The organism is Mycobacterium shottsii (assembly GCF_010728525.1).
Classification (GTDB): Bacteria; Actinomycetota; Actinomycetes; order Mycobacteriales; family Mycobacteriaceae; genus Mycobacterium; species Mycobacterium marinum.
Map to the genome: position 1 here is coordinate 2,634,062 of NZ_AP022572.1, position 18,415 is coordinate 2,652,476.

The window sequence follows — 18,415 nt, forward strand, 5'->3', positions numbered from 1 at the left end:
ACGGCGATGGCAGCATGGGTTGCATGCAAGCCTGGGATGCGATCTGCGCGCGGCGCAATGTGCGTCAGTACCTGCCGGAGCCGGTGTCAGAGGATGATCTGAACCGGATCGCCGAGGCCGGGTGGCGGGCCCCATCGGCCAAGAACCGCCAACCGTGGGACTTTGTCATCGTCACCGAACGGTCTGCGCTGCAGGAACTCTCGACGGTCTGGATGGGCGCCGGCCATATTGCCGCGGCCGCGGCCGCGATCGCCCTGGTGATTCCGGTCCCGCCGGATGAGCGCAGGAAGGTGATAGACCAGTACGACGTCGGTCAGGCGACGATGGCGATGATGATCGCGGCCACCGACTTGGGGATCGGCACCGGTCATTCCTCGGTGGGCGACCAGGACAAGGCGCGCGCGATCCTCGGTGTCCCCGATGACCACCTGGTCGCCTACCTGCTTGGCGTCGGATATCCCGCTGACCGCCCGCTCGTTCTTATCCGTAAGCCGAATCGGCGGACCTTCGCCGAGGTCGTGCACTACGGACGCTGGTGATCCACCCGGGCGGGCCGGCGGCGGCGGTCCTGCCGGTAGCACCTGAGGCAGGCGGCGGCGTCGCCGACCGGCATGCTGGGGGCCATGAACAGAAACCCGATCACCGAAGAGATCGTCGTCGCCCGGTTGGTGCGCGGGTTGACGTGGCAACAACTTGCCGATGCCATCGACCGGCCGGTGCTGTGGACCACCTCGGCGTTGCTCGGCCAGCACCCCATTCCCGTCGAGCTGGGCAAGGTTCTGGTCGAGATGCTGGGCCTGGACGAGTCCGTGGTTGCGGTGCTCGCGGCGCCGCCCATGCGTGGCGGGCTGCCCGACGCGGTTCCGACCGACCCCACCATCTACCGCTTGTACGAGGCGCTTCAGGTCTATGGCGGTGCCATCAAGGAGCTGATCCACGAGCAGTTCGGCGACGGCATCATGAGCGCGATCAACTTCAGCGTTGACATGCACAAGAAATCCCATCCGACCGGGGACCGGGTGGTGTTGACCCTGGACGGAAAGTTCGTTCCCTACCAGTGGGTTTCGGCAGAAGACAACCGCGGCTAACGGTGCTGCGGGCGGTCAGTCGATGAAGCACGGTTCCAAGCCCGTGGACCTGGTCTTGTCCGGGGGCGGCGTCAAGTTCATGGGTCTGGTCGGAGCGATCGCCCGGCTCATGGACGACGGCTATCAGACCTATCGGGTGTCGGGCGTCTCGGCCGGATCGGTGGTGGCGGTGATCGCGGCCGCCGGGACGCAGGGTAACCAGCTCTCCAGCGACCAGATCCGCGAACTCGCATTGTCGGTGCCGCTGAGCAAATGGCGTGACGCGGCACCGGTTCCGATCCTCGGTTCCGCGTGGGGGTTGGTGCGAGATTCGGCAATGTACCGCGGCGACGCCGCATATGACTGGATCCGCGGCGAACTCGAGAACCTCGGTGTGACGACATTTGGTGATCTAGCCCTCGATGACGACGAGCTGCCGGCCGAAGAGCGCTACCGGGTGGCCATCACGGTGGCGGATGTGACCAGGGCGCAGCTGGTGCGGCTGCGGTGGGACTATCGCCGGGTCTACGGGGTGGACCCGGACGAACAGTCGGTGGCATCGGCAGTTCGCGCATCGATGGCGATTCCGTTCATCTATCCACCGGTCGCGCTGAACAGTAGCGATGGGCTGCGCTCCACCCTCGTCGACGGCGGTGTGCTGTCGAACTTTCCGGTCGACTCACTGGACCGCACCGACACCAAGCCGCCGCGCTGGCCCACCTTCGGGATCACGGTGACACCCAAACTGGCGGAGGGCATCGAACAGGCGTTTCCCGCATTGCGGCCGTTGCGATTCCTGCAGCAGTCGGCACTGCTGGAAAGCCTGTTCACCACCATGCTGGTCGGTCACGATCAAGCCCATCTCAGCCAGCCGTGGGTCAGCGCCCGCACGATCGCGGTGGCATCGACCGACGTCGGCGTGCTCGATTTCGGTATCGGCAGAGCCCGCCTGGACGAGCTATACCAGCGGGGCTATGCGGCGGCGGAGGCGTTTCTGTCGACCTGGGACTGGGCCGACTACCTGCACCGGTTCCGGCGGTTTGGCTAACCGGCGCGGTGGCCGGCGACGGAGACTTCTACAGTCCGAACTCTGCTTCGATCCCGTCGATGCCGGCGCGGATGGCCTTGAGTGCCTCAGCGCGGGCCCGCAACTTGGTGGCGTTGTGGGCCTGCTGATTGAGCCCGGCGAATTCGTGCGCGGCTTCTTCAGCGCGGCTGAACACCACCTCGGGAAGCGAGATCTCATCGATGAATCCGCCAGCCAGCGCGGTTTCGCCGAAGAAGGTCTTGGCTAGCCCGGCGGCTTGCTGGTATGCCGACGGGGTCAGCCGCAGCTTCAACACCTCCATCGCCGCGTAGGGGATCGTCATACCGATCGCGACCTCGTTGGCCTGGATGTTGTAGGCGTGGGCGGCCACCCGGTGGTCGCCGGAGCACAACAGGAATGCGCCCATCGCGATCGCGTGGCCGGTGCAGGCGATCACCACCGGCTTGGGATAGGACAACAGCCGGTAGGACAGCTCGAATCCGCCGCGGAGCATGTCGATCGCGGGCTTGGCCTCCCCCGAAGTCAGCACCTTGAGGTCGAAGCCGCCGCTGAACACTCGATGGTTGCCCGCGATCACCAGCGCCCCGACGTTGTCGCGGTCGGCGGCGTCAATCGCTTCGTTGAGTGCCTGCTGCATGGTCGGGCCCAGCACGTTGACTTTGCCGTCATCCATTCGGATGACGCCGATGGCGTCGTCGTGGGTGTAGGTGACCGGCCCGCTCATGGTTACTCCTTCGATACGGCAGCCCGTCGATTGAATCAGATCACCATGGCGGCGTGCCGCGCGACCGGATGTTGTGGACCGTCAGACCTGTTGGTTGCGGTGTTTGCCCAGCTCGTTTTCGACATCGCCCCAGCGCAGGCTCACGTCGGTGGGCTGGTCGACCTGCCGGGTGCGCCACCGGTCCTGGGTTTCCGCCACGGCGCGATTGATCCGCTCGATCTCGCTGCGGAAGACGTCGGGGCGCTTCTCCTTGCTCGCGTAGTGGAAATACGTCAGCACGCTGCGCAGCAGCTCCAGCTTCTGCTTCTCCCGCTTTGCCAGATCGTGGGTCGTCATCAGCTCGATCCGCTGGACGGGCGGCAGCGCCTCCCAGTCGAGCACCACCTGCGTTTGCAGTTGGCGTCGCGGCCGGTGCCAGAATCGCCACCCGCGCGGCTGGTCGGGACGGTCGTAGTAGGTGTCACCGTCCCCTCGAAGCGGGATTCAACCCCCTGACCGATTTCGGCGCGGTCCAGCGCGGAGTCCCACACCATCCGCCATTCCTGACCGGGTGCCAGCGTCGGCAACTCGCGGGGCAGCTGCAGTTCCACGACATCGGCGTAGCCGTCGGACGCATTCTCGTATTCGGCCACTGTGGGAGGACGGGGGAAGGAGAACTGAACGTTCTAGGCGGCGGTGCGGCCGAAGTTCCTGACCACCAGCTCGATCACATGCCAGTCCGTGATGTGCGGCTCCATCAGCATCGATACGTAGGGTCTGGCCTGCTCGGAGGTCAGCTGCTGGTTGCGCTGGATCTGGCGATACATCACGATCAGCGCCACGGCGACAACCGCCAGCGCTGCCCAGGCGGCAATGGCCAACCAGGTGCTGGACTCGACGTTGCCTAACCCGGCTTTCCCAGCCATCACTTGCCAGCTATTACTTTGCCCCCACCCCATGGACTGCACCTTTCGCTTGTACCACCACAGCGATTACGCGGCGAACTCCAACTGACCTGATCGTAGACGGCCGTCCCACGCATTGTCGTGGGTGTAATCGGCGGCGACGTGAGCGATGGCCGCCTCGCGGGTGCCCGGCAACCGGACGCGAGCGGGCCCGTCAGCCACCCATCAGCATGCGCCACTGGGCCAGATCGGCGGCGCGGTAGACGAAATTGGAACGCTTGACCTCCGACAGCGACGCGCTCGGTTCCGCCGAATACCAATGCCCGGGGAACACCGTCGGATCGCCCGGAAGCGCGGCAAGCTGTTGCAGGCTGCGGAATATCTCATCGGAGTCGCCGCCCGGAAAATCGGTCCGTCCACAGCCTTCCAGGAATAGCGTGTCGCCGGCCACCAACCGTCCGTCGAGCAGGAAACACTGACTGCCCGGGGTGTGGCCCGGCGTGTGCAGGAGCTCAATTTCGATATCGCCGACGCTGACCTTGTCGCGGTGCTCGTGGGTGGTCAGGTCGCTCATCGGGATGCCGGTGACGCGCGAAACCCACAACGCTTCATGGGTGTTCACGTGCACCGGCACGCTAAGCCGCTCCAGCAGCTCGGCCAGGCCCTTGAGCTCGAAACCCATCATCGAGCCGCCGACGTGGTCGGGATGATGGTGGGTCACCAAAACCCCGGATAAATGCATGTCATCGGCTTCCAGCGCGTTGACGAGATCTCCGGCGGCGTAGGCGGGGTCGACCACCACGCAGTCCCCGGTCTCGCGGTCGCCGATCAGGTAGGCGAAGTTGCGCATTTGCGCGGCGATCATGTCGTTGACGGCGAAGTCGCGGCCGGAAAGCAGCTGCCGGAAGTACAACCGATCCGAATCTGACACGCCTTCAGCCTAGATCCGCGCGGTTACAGGTCCAATTCCGGCGGGGCCCTTTGGCTTCTCTGGGTTCTACTGGTCGCTCCTCATCACATCCCGGTGGGTATCGTTGGCCCATGCTGAAGAAGGTCGAGATCGAGATTGACGACGATCTGGTCCAAGAAGCGATCCGTCGCTACCGTCTGGCGGGTCCGCGAGAGGTCGTCCACCTCGCACTACGAACCCTTCTCGCCGAGGCCGGCGAGAACGGTGGTGGCGACGACGAGTACGACGAGTTCAGCGATCTCAGCGTCTGGGATCCGCACAAAGGCGGCCGTAGCTGCTGATCCCAGTGGTGCGCGACCCTCCGGCGATGATGGGAAGATCGGTGGGCGACGCACGCGATCTTGCTCGTGGTTTGTTTAGGCCACGGGGCAGGTTGTACCCTCTTTTTTGCCCGTGGCACGACCGGTCGCCTCGGGTGCACGGCCCCCTTAGCTCAGTCGGTAGAGCGTTTCCATGGTAAGGAAAAGGTCAACGGTTCGATTCCGTTAGGGGGCTCGGCGGACGCCGAGCAGGCGGGCGGCCCCGACCCAAGTCGGGTTGGGTCAGAGGCGATGTAGCTCAGTCGGTTAGAGCGAACGACTCATAATCGTTAGGTCGCCGGTTCGAGTCCGGCCATCGCTACAACACAACAACGAGATTTTTGACAGAGATTTGAGAGAGAAACCGCCATGGCTTCAAGTACCGATGTCCGGCCGAAGATCACCTTGGCATGCGAGGTGTGCAAGCACCGCAACTACATCACCAAGAAGAACCGTCGTAACGACCCGGACCGGCTGGAACTGAAGAAGTTCTGCCGTAACTGCGGTTCGCACCAGGCGCACCGCGAAACGCGTTAACCGGCCGTGCTGGACGAGTCGTTTGCGGTGATTAGGTAGGTTTTAGAGCCGTGGCCTTGACCGAAGACATCGTCGGGATGCATTTCCGGTATCCCGACCATTATGTGGTGGAGCGGGAAAAGATCCGCGAGTATGCCGAGGCTGTCCTGAACGACGACGCGTCGTTCTTTGAGGAAGGGGCGGCCGCGGACCTCGGATATAAGGGTTTGTTGGCTCCGTTGACGTTCATCAGCGTGTTTGGGTACAAGGCGCAGTCGGAGTTTTTGAAGTATGCGAACATCGAGGTCAGCGACCAGCAGATCGTCCAGGTCGACCAAGTGTTGAAGTTCGCCAAGCCAATCGTCGCCGGCGCCAAGCTCTACTGCGACGTATACGTGGATTCGATGCGGCGGGCTCATGGCACTGAGATCATCGTGACCAAGAACATCATCACCAACGAAGCCGGTGACGTCGTACAAGAGACCTACACGACCCTCGCGGGCCGTGCCGGCGAGGATGGGGAAGAAGGATTTTCTGATGCCACTGCGTGAGTTCAACTCGGTCAAGGTCGGAGACCAGCTTCCGGAGAAGACCTATCCGCTCACCCGTCAGGATCTGGTGAACTATGCCGGTGTTTCGGGCGACCTGAACCCGATCCACTGGGACGACGAGATCGCCAAGGTAGTGGGCTTGGACACCGCGATCGCCCACGGCATGCTGACGATGGGTATCGGCGGCGGCTATGTCACGTCCTGGGTCGGGGACCCGGGCGCGGTGACCGAATACAACGTGCGTTTCACGGCCGTGGCGCCCGTACCCAACGACGGCAAGGGTGCCGAACTGGTCTTCAGCGGCCGGGTCAAGTCGGTGGATCCGGAAACCAAGTCGGTGACGATTGCCCTGACGGCAATGGCTAATGGCAAGAAAATCTTCGGTCGGGCCATCGCGTCGGCGAAGCTGGCGTAGGCAGGCAGTTCATGGCTCTGAAGACTGACATCCGCGGCATGACTTGGCAATATCCGGACTACTTCGAGGTGGGCCGCGAGCAAGTTCGCCAATTCGCGTTATCGATCAAGTGCGATGATCCGGTCAGTTTCGATGAGGCCGCGGCAGCCGAACTGGGCTACCGGGGCATCGTTGCACCGATAACCTTCGTGTCGATCTTTGCCAAACTTGTCCAGAACGATTTCTTCAGGAATGTCGACGTGGGTATGGAGACGATGCAGATCGTCCAGGTCGACCAGAAGTTCATCTTCGTCAAACCGGTGTGTGCGGGCGACAAGCTCTTTGCCCGCATGGACGTGCATTCGGTGGACGAGCGTTTTGGCGCCGACATCGTCGTCACCAAGAACACGTGTATCAACCACGATGGTGAGCTTGTTCTGGAGGCATACACCACGCTGATGGGGCACGAGGGTGACAACTCCGTCCAGCTCAAATGGGACAAAGAATCCGGGCAGGTCATCAGAACCGCGTAATTAGTATCTGACTCCTGTGCCGATGTACACTTGGACCTCGGGGTTTTCCCAACATCAGCGCGCTGTCCGTCGGTTCGCGATCGCCGACCGGAGGGCGCGCGTGTCATGTAAGCCCCGAGCACAAGCTGGTTGGCCCGCCAACCGCGAAGGGGCGTAGCTCAACTGGCAGAGCAGCGGTCTCCAAAACCGCAGGTTGCAGGTTCAAGTCCTGTCGCCCCTGCTGAAGGCAAGACGTCCGACGACGATGCAGGTCCCGATGGCCTGAGTAGGAGACGGACCATAGGTAACGTGCCATGCTGGACACTGGGAAGGTCCCCACGGTGCCGGCGGGACGGCCGGCGGGACAGTTAGCGAACAAAGGAGCACGCGGTGAGCGACGAGGGCGACGCTGCCAACGACGCCACGAGTGACGGCGGCGCAACTGAGGACGACCGCGCCAGCGGTGGCCGGACTGCGCTGGTAACCAAATCGGCGGTGCGGCCCCAACGCCCGACCGGCAAGCGGTCCAGGCAGCGCGCGACGGCAGCCGAAGACGTCGACGACGAGCAGTCATCGACCGAGGCCCAGGCGTCCGAGGAAGGTGCCAAAAAGGACGCCAAAAAGGAAACGTCGAAGGCTGCCAAGGCCAAGAAGCCGAAGACGGCCAGCAAGCCGGCGGCGCGGGCCGCTAGCCCGTTCGTATTCGTCTACAACTACCTGAAGCAGGTTGTAGCCGAGATGCGGAAGGTGATCTGGCCCAACCGCAAGCAGATGCTCACCTACACGTCAGTGGTGCTGGTGTTTCTGGCCTTCATGGTGGCGCTGGTCGGCAGCGCCGATTTGGGCTTGAGCAAGCTCATGCTGTTGGTGTTCGGCTGAGACTTCGAAGTGATAGAGAGGACTGAAGACCGTGACTACCTTCGACGGTGACACGTCCGCGGGTGAGGCGGTCGACCTGCAAGAGCCCGGTATCCCTGCGGACGTAGAGGTCCCGGCTGAAGAGGTCGACCCGGCCGTTGCGCTCAAAGCGGAGCTGCGCAGTAAGCCCGGCGAGTGGTACGTCGTGCACTCCTACGCGGGCTACGAGAACAAGGTCAAAGCCAACCTCGAAACCCGTGTGCAGAACCTTGACGTCGGCGACTACATCTTCCAGGTGGAAGTGCCCACCGAAGAGGTGACCGAGATCAAGAACGGCCAGCGCAAGCAGGTCAACCGCAAGGTGCTGCCCGGCTACATCCTGGTGCGCATGGACCTGACCGATGATTCCTGGGCCGCGGTACGCAACACGCCCGGAGTCACCGGGTTCGTCGGTGCGACCTCGCGTCCGTCGGCGCTCACCCTTGACGACGTGGTGAAGTTCCTCTTGCCGCGGGGTGCCGCGAAGAAGACCGCCAAGGCCGCCAGCACCGCCGCCGTCGCCGAAGCGGGCGGCTTGGAACGCCCGGTGCTCGAGGTCGACTACGAAGTCGGCGAATCGGTCACCGTCATGGACGGACCGTTTGCCACCCTGCCGGCGACAATCAACGAGGTCAACGCGGAGCAGCAGAAGCTCAAGGTGCTGGTCTCCATCTTCGGCCGGGAAACACCGGTGGAATTGACCTTTAACCAGGTCTCCAAGATCTAACTGGGCAAACCAGGTCTTTAATCAGGGAAGGAACAATCGAGACGTCATGGCCCCGAAGAAGAAAGTCGCCGGTCTGATCAAGCTGCAGATCGTAGCTGGGCAGGCCAACCCGGCACCGCCAGTCGGCCCCGCGTTGGGCCAGCACGGCGTCAACATCATGGAGTTCTGCAAGGCGTACAACGCCGCGACGGAAAGCCAGCGTGGCAACGTTATTCCGGTGGAGATCACGGTCTATGAGGACCGTAGCTTCACGTTCGCGCTGAAGACGCCGCCGGCCGCCAAGCTGCTGCTCAAGGCCGCGGGCGTGGCCAAGGGCTCCGCGGAGCCGCACAAGACCAAGGTCGCCAAGGTCACCTGGGATCAGGTTCGCGAAATCGCCGAGACCAAGAAGACGGACCTCAACGCCAACGACATCGACGCCGCTGCCAAGATCATCGCCGGCACCGCCCGGTCGATGGGCATCACCGTCGAATAGGTTTGCAGCACCGACAAATCAAGACCCGTGGGAGGGCCAGCTTCGGCCTGCTTGATAACCACGACCCAACATCGGATTGGATAACACATGAGCAAGAACAGCAAGGCATACCGCGCCGCAGCCGAGAAGGTGGACCGCAGCAACCTCTACACCCCCCTGCAGGCCGCCAAGCTGGCCAAGGAGACCTCATCGACCAAGCAGGATGCGACCGTCGAGGTGGCCATCCGGCTTGGTGTCGACCCGCGTAAGGCCGACCAGATGGTGCGTGGCACCGTCAACCTGCCGCACGGCACCGGTAAGACGGCCCGTGTCGCGGTGTTCGCGGTGGGTGAGAAGGCTGACGCTGCCGTCGCCGCTGGAGCCGACGTCGTCGGCAGCGACGACCTGATCGAGAAGATCCAGGGCGGCTTCCTGGACTTCGACGCCGCGATCGCGACGCCTGACCAGATGGCGAAAGTTGGGCGCATTGCCCGCGTGCTGGGCCCGCGCGGTCTGATGCCCAACCCCAAGACCGGCACCGTCACTCCCGACGTCGCCAAGGCCGTCGCCGACATCAAGGGCGGCAAGATCAACTTCCGGGTGGACAAGCAGGCCAACCTGCACTTCGTCATTGGCAAGGCGTCCTTCGAAGAGAACAAGCTGGCGGAGAACTACGGCGCCGCTATCGATGAGGTGCTGCGGCTCAAGCCGTCGGCGTCCAAGGGCTGCTACCTGAAGAAGATCACCGTGTCGACGACCACGGGGCCGGGCATCCCGGTCGACCCGTCGGTCACCCGGAACTTCACCGAGGCCTAACCCCTCGCGCCTCCTCGCGAGCAGACACAAAATCGCACCCAAATCGCCGAGGCGATGCGATTATGTGTCTGCTCGGCGGGTAGGTCTACCCCTGACATTCGGCGATGCGCCGTTGCAGGAACCCGCGGCTCGGTTCGGAGCCGTTGGAGTCCAGCGCAACTCGATACCACCGGAGCGCCTCGGCGCCTCGTCCGGCGCGTCGCAACAGGTCGGCCCGCGCCGACGCAACCAGGTTCGAGTGGCTCAGCCGCGGGTCGTGGGCCACTTCTTCCAGCGCGGCCAGGCCGGCGTCGGGACCATCGCGGAAACCCACCGCCAGCGCGCGGTTGGCTAGCACCACCGGCGAGTCCGTCAGCTGCAACAGCCGGTCATATGCCGCGCAGATGGTGGTCCAGTCGGTGTGCTCCCAGGACGGCGCGGTCGCATGCAATGCGGCGATCACCGCTTGCGGTAGATAGGGTCCCCTGGATCCGCTGGCCCACCGCAGCCGGTCCAGTCCACGGGCGATGCGGCCGTGATCCCATCGGGACCGGTCTTGCTCGTCGAGGGGCACCAGGGCCCCGGCCTCGTCCACCCGCGTCGCCCGTCGTGAATCATGCAGCAACACCAGCGCCGCCAGGGCATGCGTCTCCGGCTCCTGCGGCATCAGCGCGCACAGCTCTTGCGTCAGCCGGACCCCCTCATCGCAGACCTCGTCGCGAATCGCCGACGGGCCTGCCGTCGCCCAATACCCCTCGGTGAACACCGAGTAGATGCAGCCCAGTACGTGAGGTGTGCGTTCGGGCAACAGTTCCGCGGGCGGCACCCGCAGCGGGATGTTGGCATGGCGGATCTTGTTCTTGGCGCGGGTGATGCGCTGACCGATGGCCGCATCGGTCTGCAATAGTGCCCGGGCGATCTCGGTGACGGTCAACCCGGACACCAACCGCAGCGTCAGTGCCAGTTGCGATTGGCGGTCCAGTGCCGGGTGCGCGCAGGTGAACATCATGAGCAGCTCATCGTCGCGAACCGGATGTGGGTCGCTGTGTTCGGTTCGCGCCCGGATAGCACCGATGTCGTTCACGACGTAGGCCAATTCTTTCGCGGGACGAGCGGATTCGCGTCGGAGCCGGTCTCGCGCGCGGTTGCGCGCCACCGTGACCAGCCAGCCGCCGGGACTGTCGGGTACGCCGTCCCGGGGCCAGGCGCGCAGCGCCTCGGCACAGGCTTCCTGGACGGCGTCCTCAGCGATGGTGAGGTCGCCGGACCACCGCGCCAGCGCGGCGACGGCAGATCCCCACTCCCGGCGGAAGACGCCGTCCAGGTTGGCCATTCGTGACGTCTGAGGCTAGAGGCCCGAAACGCCGGCCAGTTCTCGCACCAGCACGGTCGAGGCGGGGATCATCGAGGCCAACTTGACGGCCTCGTCCCGGTCGGCGGCGCTGAGCACGTAGTAGCCATTGGCGACCTCGGCACCTTCGACATGCGGGCCGTCGGTGATGAGAACCTGGCCATCGCGCACCCGCACCGTGGTCGCGGTGGACGGCGGATGCAGGCCGGCGCCGGCCTTGATGTGCTCGCTGGCCGCCGCGCCGAACTGCTGGTGCTGTGCGGCCATTGCCTCCCACTCCGGGGTGCCGGGCGCGACCGCTCGCTCGGGCGGCTCGAGCAACAGCGCAATCCAATTGCTGCCCTGCAGTGGCTGTGTGGGCAGACCCGGCCCGGCCATCGGCCACACCTCAACCGCACCGTACTTGGCGGCCGGGATAGCACGGGCCAGTTCGAGTACCTCATCGAGGTTCTCGGCTTCGAATACGTAGTATCCGCCCGCGACCTCGGCGCCTTCGGCGAACGGGCCGTCGGTAATGACCGGCGCATTCGGGCCCCGGTGATCTGCGCGGCATCAGCGGCGGGCAGTAGTGCGTCGCCGCCGCGGATCGCCGAGGCGGCCTGGACATGGAACGCTTCGTAGGCCGCCATCTCGGCCGCCCCCTCGCTGGGCGTGCGGTCGCGCTCCTTGCTGATCAACAAGGCGAAGTAGTGCATTTGCGGTCACCTCCGGATAGCGAGCGAAACCCGTTGTCTCACTCTCTACCCTTTTGACGAACAAGGTGGCGGCAATCCGACACCCGCGCCCGGGTACGCAGAAATTAGGCGCTAACCGCACCCGGTTTGAGGTAGGTCACCAGGCTGCAGTCCAGCATCTCGTCGGTGAAGTAGTGTTCGCAGCCGCGCAGATACTTGATGTAGCGGTTGTAAACCTCTTCGGAGGTGACCTCGATGGCCCTTTCCTTGTTGGCCTCGAGGTTGTCGCCCCAGATCCGCAGCGTCTTGATGTAGTGGGGGCGCAGCGAAAGCGGCTCGGGGACGATGAAACCGGCCTTCTCGCCGTGTTCGACCATCATCCCCGTCGACGGCAACCGACCGCCCGGAAAGATCTCGGTCACGATGAACTTGATGAAGCGCGCCGTCTCGAAGGTCAGCTTCTTGCCGCGGGCGGCCATCTCGAAGGGGTGGTAGCTGACGCTGCTCTGGACGGTCATCCGGCCTTCCTCGGGCATGATGTCGAAGCATCGTTTGAAGAAGTCGTCGTAGTTCTCGTGGCCGAAGTGCTCGAAGGCCTCGATCGAGACGATACGGTCGACTGGCTCGTTGAAGTCTTCCCAGCCGTGCAGCCGCACCTGCCGTGAGCGGTTGGTGTCGATCTCGCCCAGCACACTCTCGCAGCGGGCGTGCTGATTCTTGGACAGCGTCAGGCCGATCACGTTGACATCGAACCGCTCGACCGCGCGCTTCATGGTGGTGCCCCAGCCGCAGCCGATGTCCAGCAGGGTCATGCCCGGCTTGAGGTCCAGCTTGTCAAGGTTGAGGTCGATCTTGGCGTACTGGGCTTCTTCGAGGTTGAGCTCCGGCGGCTCGAAGTAGGCGCAGCTGTAGATCCGGGTGGGGTCCTGGAACAGGGCGAAGAAATCATCGGAGACGTCGTAGTGCGCCTGGATGTCTTCCGAGCGCGTCCGCGTCTTCGTTGGTGTCGGCGGATTTTCAGCCATTGTCGTCCTGTTCTCCTGATGTTTCGCAGCTCCGACGCACCCGCGAAGCCTCGCCCTGACTATGCGCCCGTACGGGATTCTCGCATTAACTGGCGGCGCGGAAGGTTAGCCCGCGCCCGTACCCCTTACTGTGGCAGGAAAGTCTACTTGGCCAGAGTGAACTGGTTGCAGTCGATGTAGCCGATCCGGAATGCGCGGGCGCAGCCGGTCAGGTACTTCATGTACCTCTCGTAGACCTCTTCTGACTGGATCTTGATCGCTTCGTCCCTGCGCGCCTCCAAGGCTTCGGACCAGAAGTCCAGTGTCTTGGCGAAGTCGAGTTGCAGCGACTGCCGGCGGGTCACCTTGAATCCCACCTTGTCCGCGTGTTCCTCGACGGTCTCGATCATCGGCAACCGTCCACCCGGGAAGATGTCGGTCACGATGAACCGGATGAACTTGGCCATCTCCATGGTCAACGGGATGCCGCGCTCCATGACCTGCTTGGGGTGCAACCCGGTGATCGCGTGCAGCAGCATCACACCGTCGGCGGGCAGGGCCTGGTAGCTGAACTTGAAGAAGTCGTCGTAGCGGTGGAAGCCGAAGTGCTCCAACGCTTCGATGGTGACGATGCGGTCAACCGGCTCATCGAATTCCGCCCAGTCGCGCAGCAGGACCCGGTGGGAGCGATTGGTGTCGACCTCGTCGAGTACCTGCTGGCAGTACGCGTGCTGGTTCTTGGACAGGGTCAGCCCGACGACGTTGACGTCGTACTTCTCGACGGCCCGCTTGAGCACCGAACCCCAGCCGCAACCGATGTCGAGCAACGTCATCCCGGGCTTCAGTCCCAGCTTGTCCAGCGTCAGATCGATCTTGGCGATCTGTGCTTCCTGCAAGGTCATGCCCTCGCGCGGGAAGTAGGCGCAGCTGTAGGTCCTGGTGGGGTCCACGAACAGCGCAAAAAACTCGTTGGACAGGTCGTAATGAGCCTGAACATCGTCGAGATTGGACCGCTTACGCGAAGCGGCTACTGCTTTACCAGACATTTGTCCTCCCGATCGGGACCGAGACCCTCACGAGGTGGCCATTCCTCGGCACCCTACACGCGGCGACGCGTTTCCTATGCATCTGACGGCGTTCCCGCTGGTCCGCGTCGATCCGAATCGGACCGCGACGATTCACGACTTCTCCAGGGTGAACTGGTTGACGTCGATGTAACCGACGCGGAAGCCGTCGGCGCAGTCGGTCAGGTATTTCATGTAGCGCTCATAGACTTCTTCGGACTGAACCTCGATGGCCTCGTCCCGGTGGGCTTGCAGGGCTTGGGCCCACAGATCCAGGGTCCTGGCGTAGTGCGGCTGCAGCGACTGGCGGCGGGTCAGCGTGAAGCCCGCCTTCGACGAGTGGTCGGCCACCTTCTCGATCGACGGCAACCGCCCGCCCGGGAAGATCTCGGTCACGATGAACTTGATGAACCGGGCTATCTCGAACGTCAATGGCATGCCGCGGTCGGTGGCTTGCTGGAAGGTCAGCCCCGTGATCGTGTGCAGCAGCATCACCCCGTCGCTGGGCAGGATGTTGTGGGCCAGGGTAAAGAAGTCGTCGTAGCGGTCGTGACCGAAGTGTTCGAACGCGCCGATCGAGACGATGCGGTCGACGGGCTCGTCGAACTGCTCCCAGCCCTCCAGTAGCACCCGCCGGGTGCGTGCGGTGTCCAGCTGGTCGAACGATTTCTGCACGTGGGCGGCCTGGTTCTTGGACAGGGTCAGGCCGACGACGTTGACGTCGTATTTCTCGATCGCGCGGCGCATGGTGGCGCCCCAGCCGCAGCCGACGTCCAGCAGTGTCATGCCGGGCTCCAAACCCAGCTTGCCCAGCGCCAGGTCGATCTTGGCGATCTGCGCCTCTTCCAGCGTCATGTCGTCGCGCTCGAAGTAGGCGCAGCTGTAGGTCTGGGTGGGGTCCAGAAAAAGCCGGAAGAAATCGTCGGATAGGTCGTAATGCGCCTGTACGTCATCGAAATGCGGCTTTAGCTCTTTGGCCATGACCCTGATGCCTTTCCGGGGCGAAACCGACCCTGCGGTGCGCGCATTGGCACCGGAAATGTCCCCCCTAACGTTCTGGGGGCATGTTATCCGATTCGGGGGTGACACACGAAACCGCGAACCAGTGTGCTAAGCGCCTCCTTCGCCGCTATTTCGTCAGGGTGAACTGGCCCACGTTGACGAGGCCGCGACGGAATCGCTCGGCGCATCCGGTGAGGTAGTGCATGAAGTTGTCATAGACCTGTTCGGACTGCACGGCGATGGCCCGATCGCGGGTGGCGGCCAGGTTGGCGGCCCAGATGTCCAGAGTGTGCGCATAGTGCTGCTGCATGAGTTGGATCTGTTCGACGGCGAAACCGGTGGCCTGGGCATTGTCGACGATGTCGGATTCGGACGGCACCTCGCCGCCCGGGAAGATCGACTCCCGGAGGAACTTGAGGAACCGCAGATCGCTCATGGTCAGGGCTATGCCCTGTTCGTGTAGCCACCTGCGGTCGTAGGTGAACAGGCTGTGCAACAGCAGGCTGCCGCCGGCGGGGAGAATGTCGTAGGAGCGCTGGAAAAATGCGCCATAGCGTTCTTTTCGGAAGGCATCGAACGCCTCGAATGAGACGATCCGGTCCACCTTCTCGTCGAACTCTTCCCAGCCGTGCAGCCGCGCCTCGGCCCGCCGGTGCGTGCCCAGCGCGGCCAGCCGGTCCTGGCTGCGCTGGCAGTGGTTGCGGCTGAGGGTAAGACCGATGACGTTGACGTCATATTTCTCGACCGCCCGGACCAGCGCACCGCCCCAGCCGCAGCCGACGTCGAGCAGGGTCATCCCGGGCTCGAGGTGCAGCTTGTCCAACGCCAAATCGAGTTTCGCCAATTGAGCTTCTTCGAGGGTCATGTCGTCGCGCTCGAAGTAGGCGCAGGTATATACCCAGGTGGGGTCCAAGAACAGGCCGAAGAATTCGTCTGAAATGTCGTATGTCGCTTGGGAGTCTTCAAAATACGGTTTCAGTTCGGCCATTTGGCGCAACCTCCTGCGCCAACGGTACCGCTCGGCGGCAATCACCGAAACCGGTCGCGAGAAAGCCCTATCAGATACCGGGCGCCCTATTACGGGCTATTTGGCCTGCTCGAAGTTGCTCGTGAGGACGCCGATCACCTGGTCCCACAGTTGCCGTGGCAGGTCATGGCCCATCCCGTCGAATTCCACCATCCGGGCGCCGTTGATGGCTTTGGCGACCGCCCGCCCGCCCGCCGAAGGGGCGCATCAGCTTGTCGGCGCGTCCGTGGATCACCACGGTGGGTGCCACGGTCCGGCGGTTGTAGCCCAACAGGCTGCCACTGCCCAGGACCGCGCTGAACTGTCGGGGGATGCCCCACGGGTAGTAGCTGCGGTCGTAGTTCTCCGCGGCGTCAGCGCGAATCCACTCCTCGGTCGGTTGGTAACCCGGACTGCCGGTGATCCTGGTGACCCGCACGACGTTGTCGATGATCACGTCGCGCGGCGAGCCCGGGGGCGGGCCCTTGAGCACCGCGAGCAAGGCCCGGGGTGCCGGCGGCGGCAGAAACGGGCGATTGTTGCTGGAGAAGATGACCGCCAGCGAGTTGGTCCGCTCGGCAAATCGCGCGGCGAAGATCTGGGCGATCATGCCGCCCATCGAGGCCCCGACAATTTGGGCCCCCTCGATGTCGAGGTGGTCCAGCAGCGCCGCCGCATCCTCGGCCATGTCTTCCGGCGTGTACGGCGTTTGGCTGCGCCGGCCCAGCCAGGACCGGATCAACTGCGGCATCAGGGGTTGCCTGGCGCCGGGCTGCTCCATCTTGGTGGACAGGCCGACATCGCGGTTGTCGTAGCGGATGACACGCAGGCCCTGGTCGACCAGCTTCTGGCAAAACCCGGTGCGCCACAGCAACAGCTGGGCGCCGAGGCCCATGATCAGCAGGACGGGCGGTGCGTTGATGTCGCCCATGTCCTCGTAGTACAGCTTCGGATCACCGGCGGGGCGCCGCTCGGACGTGGCCCCCGATCCGACCCCTGATTGGGCATAGCCGGTGCGGATCTGCATCGCGATTCGCTACGCCTCGACGTCGCTGGCATCGCCGCTGGCGTCGCTGGAGCCGCCCTGATGCTCGCGGCTCACCTCGACCATGAAATTGGCGAAGTAACCGGTCAGCTGCGGATCGGACATCATCTGCCACTTCGGAGCCAGCAGCTTCATGTACCGCTCGACGTAGAGGAACTGCTTGCCGATCAGCACCAGCTCGCGAGGCAGCTTGACGTCGTAGGCGTCGGCCAGCACCGAGAGCTGACGACCGATGTCGGCGTAGGACATGTCTCCCAGCGACTGCATCGTCAGCGGCGTGGCGAATTTCTCCAGATCCTTGGCGGCCTGCGCCTCGGGCTTCATCGTCCCGACGGCGCCCATCAGCACCACGATCTTGCCGGCCGCGGCGTGGTCCTTCTTCACCAGCAGCGCGTACACCAGCTCACGCAGCAGCCATCGGGTGCGCGGATCGATGCGGCCCATGATGCCGAAATCGAAGAAGACGATGCGGCCTTCCTCGTCCACGTAGAGGTTGCCCGCGTGCAGGTCGCCGTGGAACAGGCCGTGTCGCAGCCCGCCCTCGAACACGCTGAACAGCAGCGCTTTGACCAACTCGGTGCCGTCGAAGCCGGCCTTGCGGATGGCGGCGACATTGTCGATGCGGATGCCGTGCACCCGCTCCATCGTCAGTACCCGTTCGCTGGTGAAGTTCCAGTGCACCTGTGGCACCCGGATGTTGCGGCTCAGCGGGGACGCGTGCAGGTGTGCGACCCAGGCATCCATCGACTGCGCCTCGAGACGAAAATCCAGCTCCTCGGCGAGGTTGTCGGAGAAGTCGGCGACAACATCCTGAGCCGAGAGCCGACGGCCCAATTTCGCCAGTTCGACGGCCTGAGCAAAGCGCTGCAGGATTTGCAGATCGGCGGCCACCCGGCGGCGGATGCCCGGGCGCTGGATCTTGACCACCACCTTCTCGCCGGTCTTGAGCGTCGCGTAGTGGACCTGCGCGATGGAGGCCGACGCGAAGGGCTCTTCTTCGAAAGCGGCGAACAGTTCGGCCGGTTCGGCGCCGAGCTCCTCGACGAACAGCTTGTGCACCTGGTCGGTATCGGCCGGTGGCACCCGGTCCAGCAGTCCGCGGAATTCCCGCGACAGTGACTCCCCGAACGCTCCCGGGCTGGACGCGATGATCTGACCGAACTTGACGTAGGTCGGGCCCAGGTCGGCGAACGTCTGCGGGATCTCCTTGATGATCTTCTGCTGCCAGGACGAGGCGGATCCCTTGCCCGGCAGCTTCGTGACGAAGCGAGCCGCGGTGCGGGTGACCTGCCAACCAGTGACGGCTACCCGGGCCGCTTCGACCGGCAACGGCACCCGGTCCAGCTTGGCCACCTCACGGTGTTTGGTAGTAGTCATTTGAGCAGTGTGCCAAATCGACAGTGTCAAGTCACAATTGTTGTGAGTCCATTC

General features: G+C 63.9%; 20 protein-coding genes, 3 tRNA genes and 3 pseudogenes. 15 read left to right on the top strand and 11 right to left on the bottom strand.

Going from position 1 to position 18,415, the window contains the following annotated elements; genetic code table 11:
• The first annotated feature begins 23 nt into the window (after positions 1-23).
• The 3 genes from G6N41_RS12295 (at position 24) to G6N41_RS12305 (ending at position 2,115) form a co-directional block, all read left to right on the top strand.
• Positions 24-539 (top strand): nitroreductase family protein, encoded by a 516-nt coding sequence (locus G6N41_RS12295; RefSeq protein WP_198967493.1) that lies wholly within the window; start codon positions 24-26, stop codon positions 537-539.
• Between the two features lie 84 nt (positions 540-623).
• Positions 624-1,088 carry a cyanase gene (gene cynS, locus G6N41_RS12300; RefSeq protein ID WP_456320218.1) on the top strand — a complete coding sequence of 155 codons (465 nt, stop codon included), beginning with the start codon at positions 624-626 and terminating at the stop codon, positions 1,086-1,088.
• Between the two features lie 22 nt (positions 1,089-1,110).
• A complete protein-coding gene (locus tag G6N41_RS12305; protein ID WP_198967495.1) occupies positions 1,111-2,115 on the top strand; it encodes a patatin-like phospholipase family protein in 1,005 nt (334 codons plus the stop codon).
• Positions 2,116-2,143: 28 nt separating this feature from the next.
• Here the strand turns inward: G6N41_RS12305 and G6N41_RS12310 are convergent, their stop codons facing one another.
• The 3 genes and pseudogenes from G6N41_RS12310 to G6N41_RS12320 form a co-directional block, all read right to left on the bottom strand.
• The gene (locus G6N41_RS12310) at positions 2,144-2,839 is read right to left on the bottom strand and encodes a crotonase/enoyl-CoA hydratase family protein (protein ID WP_198967496.1); all 696 of its coding nucleotides are present in this window, start codon (positions 2,837-2,839) and stop codon (positions 2,144-2,146) included.
• 81 nt (positions 2,840-2,920) lie between these two features.
• Positions 2,921-3,777: pseudogene (locus tag G6N41_RS12315) on the bottom strand (hypothetical protein).
• 160 nt (positions 3,778-3,937) lie between these two features.
• Positions 3,938-4,654 (bottom strand): MBL fold metallo-hydrolase, encoded by a 717-nt coding sequence (locus G6N41_RS12320; RefSeq protein WP_231608946.1) that lies wholly within the window; start codon positions 4,652-4,654, stop codon positions 3,938-3,940.
• A gap of 110 nt (positions 4,655-4,764) precedes the next feature.
• On the opposite strand from G6N41_RS12320, the gene G6N41_RS12325 reads away from it, so the two are divergent.
• The 12 genes from G6N41_RS12325 (at position 4,765) to rplA (ending at position 9,859) form a co-directional block, all read left to right on the top strand.
• Complete coding sequence (locus G6N41_RS12325; protein WP_198967497.1) at positions 4,765-4,974, top strand: type II toxin-antitoxin system VapB family antitoxin; 210 nt, start codon at positions 4,765-4,767, stop codon at positions 4,972-4,974.
• 141 nt (positions 4,975-5,115) lie between these two features.
• Positions 5,116-5,188, top strand: a tRNA-Thr gene (locus G6N41_RS12330).
• A gap of 52 nt (positions 5,189-5,240) precedes the next feature.
• A tRNA-Met gene (locus tag G6N41_RS12335) sits at positions 5,241-5,314 on the top strand.
• Between the two features lie 47 nt (positions 5,315-5,361).
• Positions 5,362-5,529: a 50S ribosomal protein L33 gene (gene rpmG / locus G6N41_RS12340; RefSeq protein ID WP_011738995.1), complete on the top strand. Its 168-nt coding sequence runs from the start codon at positions 5,362-5,364 to the stop codon at positions 5,527-5,529.
• Positions 5,530-5,579: 50 nt separating this feature from the next.
• A complete protein-coding gene (hadA, locus tag G6N41_RS12345; RefSeq protein WP_198967498.1) occupies positions 5,580-6,059 on the top strand; it encodes a (3R)-hydroxyacyl-ACP dehydratase subunit HadA in 480 nt (159 codons plus the stop codon).
• Positions 6,046-6,474, top strand: a complete 429-nt coding sequence (gene hadB, locus G6N41_RS12350) for a (3R)-hydroxyacyl-ACP dehydratase subunit HadB (protein WP_020731892.1) — start codon at positions 6,046-6,048, stop codon at positions 6,472-6,474. The genes hadA and hadB overlap by 14 nt, the downstream gene beginning before the upstream one ends.
• 11 nt (positions 6,475-6,485) lie before the next feature.
• Complete coding sequence (gene hadC, locus G6N41_RS12355) at positions 6,486-6,986, top strand: (3R)-hydroxyacyl-ACP dehydratase subunit HadC (RefSeq protein WP_198967499.1); 501 nt, start codon at positions 6,486-6,488, stop codon at positions 6,984-6,986.
• A 147-nt stretch (positions 6,987-7,133) separates the two neighbouring features.
• Positions 7,134-7,206, top strand: a tRNA-Trp gene (locus tag G6N41_RS12360).
• A 149-nt stretch (positions 7,207-7,355) separates the two neighbouring features.
• A complete protein-coding gene (gene secE / locus G6N41_RS12365) occupies positions 7,356-7,844 on the top strand; it encodes a preprotein translocase subunit SecE (protein ID WP_198967500.1) in 489 nt (162 codons plus the stop codon).
• A gap of 31 nt (positions 7,845-7,875) precedes the next feature.
• Positions 7,876-8,589: a transcription termination/antitermination protein NusG gene (nusG, locus tag G6N41_RS12370; protein WP_012392887.1), complete on the top strand. Its 714-nt coding sequence runs from the start codon at positions 7,876-7,878 to the stop codon at positions 8,587-8,589.
• Between the two features lie 46 nt (positions 8,590-8,635).
• Entirely contained in the window at positions 8,636-9,064 is a 429-nt protein-coding gene (gene rplK, locus G6N41_RS12375; RefSeq protein ID WP_020731895.1) for a 50S ribosomal protein L11, read from the top strand.
• 87 nt (positions 9,065-9,151) lie between these two features.
• On the top strand, positions 9,152-9,859 hold the full coding sequence (gene rplA, locus G6N41_RS12380; protein ID WP_198967501.1) for a 50S ribosomal protein L1: 708 nt from the start codon (positions 9,152-9,154) through the stop codon (positions 9,857-9,859).
• An 85-nt stretch (positions 9,860-9,944) separates the two neighbouring features.
• Here the strand turns inward: rplA and G6N41_RS12385 are convergent, their stop codons facing one another.
• The 8 genes and pseudogenes from G6N41_RS12385 to G6N41_RS12420 form a co-directional block, all read right to left on the bottom strand.
• Positions 9,945-11,171 (bottom strand): RNA polymerase sigma factor, encoded by a 1,227-nt coding sequence (locus G6N41_RS12385; protein ID WP_198967502.1) that lies wholly within the window; start codon positions 11,169-11,171, stop codon positions 9,945-9,947.
• A 15-nt stretch (positions 11,172-11,186) separates the two neighbouring features.
• Positions 11,187-11,884, bottom strand: a pseudogene (locus tag G6N41_RS12390) (YciI family protein).
• Positions 11,885-11,988: 104 nt separating this feature from the next.
• Complete coding sequence (gene mmaA4, locus G6N41_RS12395; protein ID WP_198967503.1) at positions 11,989-12,888, bottom strand: hydroxymycolate synthase MmaA4; 900 nt, start codon at positions 12,886-12,888, stop codon at positions 11,989-11,991.
• Between the two features lie 143 nt (positions 12,889-13,031).
• Positions 13,032-13,913, bottom strand: a complete 882-nt coding sequence (gene mmaA3, locus G6N41_RS12400) for a methoxy mycolic acid synthase MmaA3 (protein WP_038578887.1) — start codon at positions 13,911-13,913, stop codon at positions 13,032-13,034.
• 132 nt (positions 13,914-14,045) lie between these two features.
• Positions 14,046-14,912 (bottom strand): cyclopropane mycolic acid synthase MmaA2, encoded by an 867-nt coding sequence (gene mmaA2, locus G6N41_RS12405; RefSeq protein ID WP_198967504.1) that lies wholly within the window; start codon positions 14,910-14,912, stop codon positions 14,046-14,048.
• Positions 14,913-15,060: 148 nt separating this feature from the next.
• Positions 15,061-15,921, bottom strand: coding sequence for a mycolic acid methyltransferase MmaA1 (gene mmaA1 / locus G6N41_RS12410; protein WP_198967505.1), 861 nt, complete (start codon positions 15,919-15,921; stop codon positions 15,061-15,063).
• A 96-nt stretch (positions 15,922-16,017) separates the two neighbouring features.
• A pseudogene (locus G6N41_RS12415) lies at positions 16,018-16,870 on the bottom strand (alpha/beta fold hydrolase).
• 105 nt (positions 16,871-16,975) lie between these two features.
• On the bottom strand, positions 16,976-18,361 hold the full coding sequence (locus G6N41_RS12420; protein ID WP_198967506.1) for an ABC1 kinase family protein: 1,386 nt from the start codon (positions 18,359-18,361) through the stop codon (positions 16,976-16,978).
• Between the last annotated feature and the right edge of the window lie 54 nt (positions 18,362-18,415).